The organism is Thermodesulfovibrio sp. Kuro-1, assembly GCF_006538445.1.
Taxonomy (GTDB): Bacteria; Nitrospirota; Thermodesulfovibrionia; order Thermodesulfovibrionales; family Thermodesulfovibrionaceae; genus Thermodesulfovibrio; species Thermodesulfovibrio yellowstonii.
The window spans coordinates 46,009-53,879 of the sequence record NZ_BJKS01000008.1 but is presented as its reverse complement, the minus strand read 5'-3'; the positions used below and the strand labels follow the sequence as shown (position 1 = coordinate 53,879).

General features: G+C 31.6%; 7 protein-coding genes. 1 reads left to right on the top strand and 6 read right to left on the bottom strand.

The features are described 5' to 3' along the window. Window positions 1-74 precede the first annotated feature (74 nt). Window positions 75-1,148, top strand: coding sequence for a nitrogen regulation protein NR(II) (locus FLY87_RS09860; protein WP_141267088.1), 1,074 nt, complete (start codon window positions 75-77; stop codon window positions 1,146-1,148). Here FLY87_RS09860 and FLY87_RS09855 read toward each other — a convergent pair. Genes FLY87_RS09855 through FLY87_RS09830 form a run of 6 tightly spaced genes read right to left on the bottom strand, consistent with a single transcriptional unit; the run spans window position 1,120 to window position 7,825 of the window. Continuing rightward, window positions 1,120-1,539 carry a universal stress protein gene (locus FLY87_RS09855; RefSeq protein WP_012545588.1) on the bottom strand — a complete coding sequence of 140 codons (420 nt, stop codon included), beginning with the start codon at window positions 1,537-1,539 and terminating at the stop codon, window positions 1,120-1,122. The two genes, FLY87_RS09860 and FLY87_RS09855, sit on opposite strands and share 29 nt — an antisense overlap. A 12-nt stretch (window positions 1,540-1,551) precedes the next feature. Continuing rightward, entirely contained in the window at window positions 1,552-2,523 is a 972-nt protein-coding gene (locus FLY87_RS09850; protein WP_012545846.1) for an SDR family NAD(P)-dependent oxidoreductase, read from the bottom strand. A gap of 24 nt (window positions 2,524-2,547) precedes the next feature. Next, window positions 2,548-3,894: a ribosome biogenesis GTPase Der gene (der, locus tag FLY87_RS09845; protein ID WP_012546282.1), complete on the bottom strand. Its 1,347-nt coding sequence runs from the start codon at window positions 3,892-3,894 to the stop codon at window positions 2,548-2,550. A gap of 12 nt (window positions 3,895-3,906) precedes the next feature. Further along, complete coding sequence (locus tag FLY87_RS09840) at window positions 3,907-5,280, bottom strand: sigma-54 dependent transcriptional regulator (protein WP_141267086.1); 1,374 nt, start codon at window positions 5,278-5,280, stop codon at window positions 3,907-3,909. Continuing rightward, window positions 5,277-7,274, bottom strand: a complete 1,998-nt coding sequence (locus tag FLY87_RS09835) for an ATP-binding protein (protein ID WP_141267084.1) — start codon at window positions 7,272-7,274, stop codon at window positions 5,277-5,279. The genes FLY87_RS09840 and FLY87_RS09835 overlap by 4 nt, the downstream gene beginning before the upstream one ends. Next, the gene (locus FLY87_RS09830; RefSeq protein ID WP_012546074.1) at window positions 7,271-7,825 is read right to left on the bottom strand and encodes a DUF4390 domain-containing protein; all 555 of its coding nucleotides are present in this window, start codon (window positions 7,823-7,825) and stop codon (window positions 7,271-7,273) included. Before FLY87_RS09830 ends, FLY87_RS09835 begins: the two co-directional genes overlap by 4 nt. Between the last annotated feature and the right edge of the window lie 46 nt (window positions 7,826-7,871).

Here is a 7,871-nt window from a genome sequence, read left to right as displayed (position 1 = left end):
ACCCCCCCCCCCCCCCAGAATGTAATATTTTCAGGCTTTTTGATATTTTTTAATAGAAAATTAATTTCTCCTCCATGGAAAAACTAAATTTTAGATTAATAGAAAAAGCTCTACCTTTTATTTTTGATAACATTGAACACAATCTCTCTATTATGGATAAAGATTTAAATGTTCTCTGGAGCAACAAAGCTTATATTGAAAGAATGGGTATGAATGCTGAGGATATTCTTGGCAAAAAATGCTATGCTTTATGGCATAAAAGAATTAGTCCCTGTGAAGGCTGCCCCTGTGTTAAAGCTTTAAAAACAGGCAATATTGAAACAGGAGAAAAAACATCAGATGAAGGAAGACATTATGTCTTAACGGGAATTCCTTTTAAAGAGAATGAAGAAATTAAAGCTGTGTTTGAAATTGGGAAAGAAATCACAGAGAAAAAAATAGTTGATGAAAAATTTAAAGAAGTTATAAAACTTGAAGCAGCTTATGAAATTATTGATAACCTTGCACATCAATTTAATAATATATTTAATGGGATTTATGGATTTGCACAGCTAATAAAAGAACGAACAGAAAACAAAGATACTTTAATTTTTATTGAGAAATTAATTGAATCCGTTGAAAAAGGTTCTAAGTTTATTAAAGCTTTACTTGAATTAAAAACATCTCCTTCTGCAATGAAAGTTTTTGATTTGAATTTCTTACTCATTTCAATGAAAGAAATGCTCAAAGACATAGCAGGTGAAAAAATAAAGCTTGAATTTTCTCTTTCTAAGGAAAATCTATTGATTAAAGGTGACCCATTGCAATTAAAAGAGGTTTTAAGTGAGCTTTTACAGAATGCAAAAAATGCAATATTAGACAATGGAGTCATTTTAATCTCAACTGAAAAAATAAAAAGGGAGTCAGAAGAAAAAATTCTTCTGACAATTTCTGATACAGGACATGGAATGGATGAAGAAACAATGAAGAAATGTTTTGAACCTTTATTTACCCATGATCCAAGAAAATTTGGATTAGGACTTTCAATAGTAAAAAATATAGTTCAAAAACATAACAGCGTTATTGAAATAAAAAGTTCTCCAAACGCAGGGACAACAGTAAAAATATTTTTCCCTTCAACTACTTTACAACAAGAACTGGACACTTAGAATATTCAACGACCTTGGCAGATACGCTTCCAATTAGAAATTTTTTTGTTCCATGTTTTCCATGAGAGCCTGTAACAATTAAATCAACCTTCATTTTATGAGCAGTCTCAAGAATTTTTTCAGCTGGGTCTCCTTCTCTTACAAGAAACTTAATCTCAATAGGTTTTCCTGAAAGAGATTTTCTTATTCTTTCCATATTGTCTTCTGTTTCTCTTTTAAGTACTTCTGTAATCCTCTGTCTGTCTGCATCAGAAAGTTCTGTAAGATAAAGTTCTGGAACAACCGCAAGCACAGTAAGTGATGAATTCATGCTTAAAGCAATCTCCAATGCTTTTCTTAATGCTTTGTCAGATGCCTTTGAGCCATCATGGGCTACCAAAATTCTCTGCATTCCCTTCCTCCTTTATATCTTTATGTCCTTTAATAAGTCTCTATTTTCTTTAAACCACTCAACTGTTATTCTGATACCTTCCTCTATTGAGATTTTTGGAGACCATCCTATGTATTGTTTTGCTTCAGAGATGTCTGCCCATGTTGCATAAATGTCTGCTGGATGTCTTGGTTGCCACTGGATTTTTGCTTTTTTGCCAATGAGCTCCTCTATTAAATTTATGACATAAATAAGCTCAACAGGTCTGTCATTGCCAAAATTCATAATTTTATATCCTTCAAGATTCAAACATAATACTGTTGCCTCTGCTATATCTTCAACAAATGTAAAATCTCTTTTCTGCTTTCCATCTCCGTATACAGTTATTGGCTCACCGTCATTTATTTTCTTAATAAATCTGAAAATACTCATATCAGGTCTTCCAAAAGGTCCATATACTGTAAAATATCTTGGAATTATTGTATTTATACCATAAAGATAGTGGTAGCTATAGCAAAAAAGCTCTGCAGATTTTTTTGAAGCAGGATAAGGAGCAAGAGGTTTATCTGTAATATCAGAAACCTTAAAAGGCATCTTTTCTGTATCACCATAAACGCTTGATGTTGAAGCAAGAACAAAATTTTTAATTGCATACTCTTTGACGCATTCAAGCAGATTGATCGTTCCCCTAACATTTGTATCAAGATATCCCCAGGGATTTTCAACCGATGCTCTTACACCAGCTCGTGCAGCAAGATTTATAACACCATCTATTTTATAACTCTTAAAAATGTTTTTCAGATTTTCAAAATCCTCAATATCTGCTTTATAAAAAATAAAGTTCTGAAATTTTTTTAGATCCTGCAGTCTTAGTTCTTTAATCTTGGGGTCATAGTAGTCATTTATGTTATCAATTCCTATAACTGTAAAACCTTTATTTAAAAGTAGTTTGCATGTCGCCCATCCAATAAAACCAGCACTTCCTGTTACAAAAATTGTTTGCATAGTTTTTTATTTTAACATAAAAAATTATTTTCTTTGTTTGATTTTTATGTTTATTGGAGAAAATTTAAAGTGAAATGTTTCCCTCAGAAGTTTTTCAATAAATTTGATATGATGTTGCTTGACTGCTGATTGGTCATTGACAAAAACAACAAATGTGGGAGGTGCTACATTAACCTGAGTTATATAATAAAATTTTAATTCCTTGCCATGAGAAGACATTATCACATCTTTTAGTTTTTCACTAAAAAGTCTATTCAATTCAGATGTTGATACTCTTTTGGAGTACTCTTCTAAAATCTGGTCAATGAGAGGAAATATTTTGGTAAGTCTCGTTTTATCTATAGCGGAAACAGTCAAATATGGTGCATAATCTACAAACCATAGTTTATGTTTTATTTCATCTGTAAAAAATTTTGCTTTTTTGTCTCTTTCATTCGCTGGAATCAAATCCCATTTATTAATTAAAATTATCAATCCTTTCTTCTGTTCCGCAACAATTCCTGCAATTTTCTGGTCCTGATTGACAATTCCTTCAAGGGCATCTATAACCAGAATAGCCACATCAGCTCTTTCAATGCTTCTTAATGCTTTAAAATATGCAAGTCTTTCTACATAAATTTCCTGAGATATCTCTTTTTTATAATAAGAAAGTCTTTTTATTCCTGCTGTGTCAATCAGCAAATATTTCTTTCCGTAATATGTGCAGATAGCATCAATTGTATCCCTTGTTGTTCCAGGGATAGGGCTAACAATCATTCTTTTTTTACCAAGTAAAGCATTGATAATTGTTGATTTACCAACATTGGGACGACCTACAACAGCTATCTTTGGTAAGTTCTGTTGTTCTAAGTTTACTGGTTGAGTATCAGGGATTTTTTCAATAATTTTATCAATAAGTTCATCAAAGCCATATCCTGTAATTCCTGAAATTGGTATAAGTTCTTCAGTGCCTATGCTATAAAAATCATATATTCTACTGAGCTTTGAAGGATCATCTATTTTATTAACAACCCACAAAATATCTTTCCCTGTTTGTCTTAACTGCCTTGCTGTTTCAATATCATCTGGAAGTAATCCTTCTTTACTGTCAAGAAGATGAATTATCAAATCTGCATCAGATATTGCCATCTCTATTTGTTCCAGCATCTGTTTCTGAATTATGTCTTCTATCTTTTCTTCAGGGAAAAAGCCTCCTGTATCAACCACTATAAATTCTTTATCATCCCATTTCGCAACTCCATAGTTTATATCTCTTGTTACTCCTGGAAATTTGTCTGTAATTGCTTTAATTTTCTCATCAGATTTAATCATTCTATTAAAAAGTGTTGATTTTCCAACATTTGGTCGCCCTACAATAACTACAGTAAACATTCTAAACTCCTTTTAATTTTCTGAAAATTCTTTTGGAAGAGTTATTCCGAGAGATTTGATTTTCTTATAAAGATTGCTTCTTTCTATTCCTATAATTTCTGCTGTTTTTGTCATGTTCCAATTATTTTCTTTGAGTTTTTTCAAAATAAAATCCCTTTCAAAAGCATCCCTTGCTTCTCTTAATGTGGTATAAGAAAAATAAGATTCTTCTTTTAATCTATTTCTTATTATTCCTGTGTTTTCAATATCTAAAGCTTCTATTGTTTCTTGTGGAATCATTATCATTAATCTTTCTACAGCATTCTTCAATTCTCTTACATTTCCGGGCCAGTCATAATTCTTAAGAATCCGCATCGCATCATCGCTAATCTTTTTTCTTCTCCATCCTTTTTCTCTGCTAAATTCATCCATAAAGTAGTTTACAAGCTCTGGAATGTCCTCTTTTCTTTCTCTTAAGGGAGATATATAAACTGGAACAACATTAAGCCTGTAATAAAGATCTTCACGGAAGTTACCTTTTTTAATCTCTTCGGTAAGGTCTTTATTTGTTGCTGAAATAATTCTAACATTGACTGTTATATCCCGTGTTCCTCCAACTCTTTGAAATTTCTGGGTTTCAATTACTCTTAAAAGTTTTGCCTGAGTAAGTAATGACATATCTCCAATCTCATCAAGGAAAAGAGTTCCTTCATTTGCAAGCTCAAACTTACCAATTTTTTTATCTATTGCTCCGGTAAAAGCACCCTTTTCATGACCGAATAATTCACTTTCTATAAGCTCCTGAGGGATCGCTGCACAGTTTACCTCAATAAAAGGAGCATTCGCTCTTGGGCTCAATGAATGAATCATTCTTGCTACAAGTTCTTTGCCTGTTCCACTTTCGCCCAATATTAAAACTCTTGAATCACCTCTGGCAATCATTTCAATCTGAGATTTGATTTTTTTCATTGCCTGAGAATTTCCAACAAGCTCATATTTTTTTAGTATGCTACTACGAAGTTTTATATTTTCTTTTTCAAGACTCTTAAACTGTAATGCTCTTTCTGCAGTGAGTATTATTCGTTCCATTGACAGAGGTTTTTCAAGAAAATCAAATGCTCCAAGTTTAACAGCCTGAACCGCTACTTCAACATTTCCATGCCCTGAAATCATGATAACTGGAATATGAAAATCTTTTTCCTTTATTTTTTTTATTGCTTCAATTCCACTCATTTTAGGAAGCCAGACATCAAGAAAAACTAAATCTACCTCTTCTTTATCAAGAATCTCAATTGCAGTCTCAGCATCCTTTGCTGTAAGCGTTGTATATCCTTCATCTTCTAAAATGCCAGAAACTGTATCAAGTATTCCAGCTTCGTCATCAATAATAAGAATTTTACCTTTCAAAGAGGCACCTCTATTTTAAAAATTGTTCCTGAAGGTTTATTATCCATAACAAATATTCTCCCATCATGTTCAGTAATAATTTTCCTTGCAATCGTTAATCCAAGCCCTGTCCCTTCCTTTGTCTTTGAAAAATAAGGTAAAAAAAGTTTTTCTTTTATTTCATCATCAACCCCTGGACCTGTATCAGCAATTTCAATCTGAAGACTATTATTTAGTTTAACAGATATTGTTATTTCACCTTTAGCATTCATTGCTTTTATAGCATTGTCAATTATATTTATCAAAACTCTTTTAAACTCCTGATAATCAAGTAAAACAGGCTTAATTTCTCCATCAGATATAAAGTTTATCTTAACATCCTTGTATCCTTTGTAAAGCTCTATCACATCTTGTATTAAATCTACTGGATTTACAGGTTCTTTTTTAATCTCAGGGAGTTTGCCCAGTTTCTGGAAAGCATCAATGAGATTTTTAAGAGACTCAACCTCTGAAATAATTCTCTGGGTTGACTTTTCAAATACTTTATCAAATTCTTCATCTTTATTTTTCCATTTTTTAACAAGTCTCTCAGTAGCGAGTTTAATAGGTGTAAGAGGATTTTTTATCTCATGCGCAAGTCTTCTGGCTACTTCTTCCCATGCAACTGCCTGCTGAGCTTTAACAATATCTGTGATATCATCAAATAATACAAGAATTCCTGTGGCTTCACTTTCCTCAAATTCTCTTAATGAGACAATTCTTGCTTTTATCATTTTATTTCTACCTTTTATTTTAATATTCAAATCTTTGGAAATCTCATAGATTCGCTCTTGAGAAAGTTTTTTAATAAACTCTTTTAATTCATCAGATTCAACAAATTCCAGAATTTCTGAATAATGTCTACCTTGAAGCTTTTCTGCTGAAATTTGCAGTATCTCCTCCCCTGCTTTATTTATTTTGAATATCTTACCACTGTCCCCAACAAAAATAATTCCTGAAGTTATATTGGAAAATATTCTTTCAAGCAAAATATGTCTTTCCGATAACTCAACATAGGCTTTGTCAAGCTTGCTTATCATTTCATTAAACGAATTGACAAGTATTCCAATTTCATCAGAACTCTTAGTAAGAATTTTTACCTTGAGATCACCTTCAGCAACTCTTTGAGTTGCCTGAACAAGTTCTTTTAAAGGATTCGTAATTTCCTGAGAAATTTTTAAGGATGCCCAGAGTGCAAGAAATATTATAATAAGACTTAAAAAACCAAGAAACATAAAGTAGTTTGATTTAACAGCCTTTCTAAAAGAACCCATTTTAAGATACTCTTCATGATATGCTTTAACTTCTTCAACTTTTTTGGTTACATAAGAAGGAATGCTCATTTTTAAAACAATAACTCCTTGTTTTTCAGGTAATGCAGCTATAATTACATCTCCATCTGAAGAAGATATAACCTGTGTTGATTTTTTACCCTGAAAAGCATCCCGTATTGATTCTGGCATATCTTCCTGAGGATTTTTGAGTCTCTCAACAGAAATCCCATCTGGAAGCCCTTTTATTTTACCTTCATTGAAATCTTCAGCAAATTTAAGCAGTCTTGCTTTTTCAAAATCATAAAAAGACTTAACTGTATCTATTGTTTTTGAGATAACTTCTCTATTTGATTTGGAAAAAATTCTCTCTATTGAACTTTCAAGAACCCCGCTGAAAGCAATAAATAAAAGTGCTGAAGGAATGAGCACCAATCCTACAAAAATAGTGACTATTTTTATCCTGAATCTATAACCAGGAACTTCTCTATGTTTTTCAAGATAAAGCCTGAATATACTTCTTATAACAAAAAATCCTAAGGTTATAATGGAAATTATATTTATTACAAAGAGTGAGACAATTATGAATCTTGTAGGAATCTGCTCAGGAGGTAGTCTTAAAAGATAAATTTCAAATCCAAGCACAATAAAAAGCAAGACTGTAAGGAAAATAGGGAAAAAATATTTTTTCATTTTCTCTTTCATGGCAATCTAAAGTATTCTGATTCCTTTGTTATCTTTTTCTCATATGTTGGTATAAAAAACAAGATGTGCTCAAGAACAGAAGGAAGCTTTTTTATATTTGATTCAACTGTAATTTTTATATAGTATTTTCCTCTATCCACATTATTAATATTTGCTATTTTTATAGGCTCTGTCTTTAATGCCCAATCTAATGCCTCCTGCCAGTTTTTAAATCTCTTCTCTGTTAGTTTATCTCCTTCTAAGGTTTTTATAATAAATTCATCTTTTATAGGATCAGGAATCAAAATCCTCTGTATTTGAACTCCACTTATAAACTCATCAGGAATAATTGACCATCTTCGGTAAAGTTCCACAAGTATAAGAATGTTTTTACTTAAACCATTTTTAAAATCATCAATAAACTCCTGAGAGGGAATAATATGAGCTTTAACTGTCAAAAAAGAATTGTTTTTCTGGATTTCCATGTTAATATTTTCAATTGCATGTGCATAAAACGCATGAAAAAGCAAAAATCCAGCAGTAAATAACATATTTCTTGCAAACTTTTTCATCAGTTTTATTATATTATTTTTGCTTTACTTTTTATTAATCTTTATG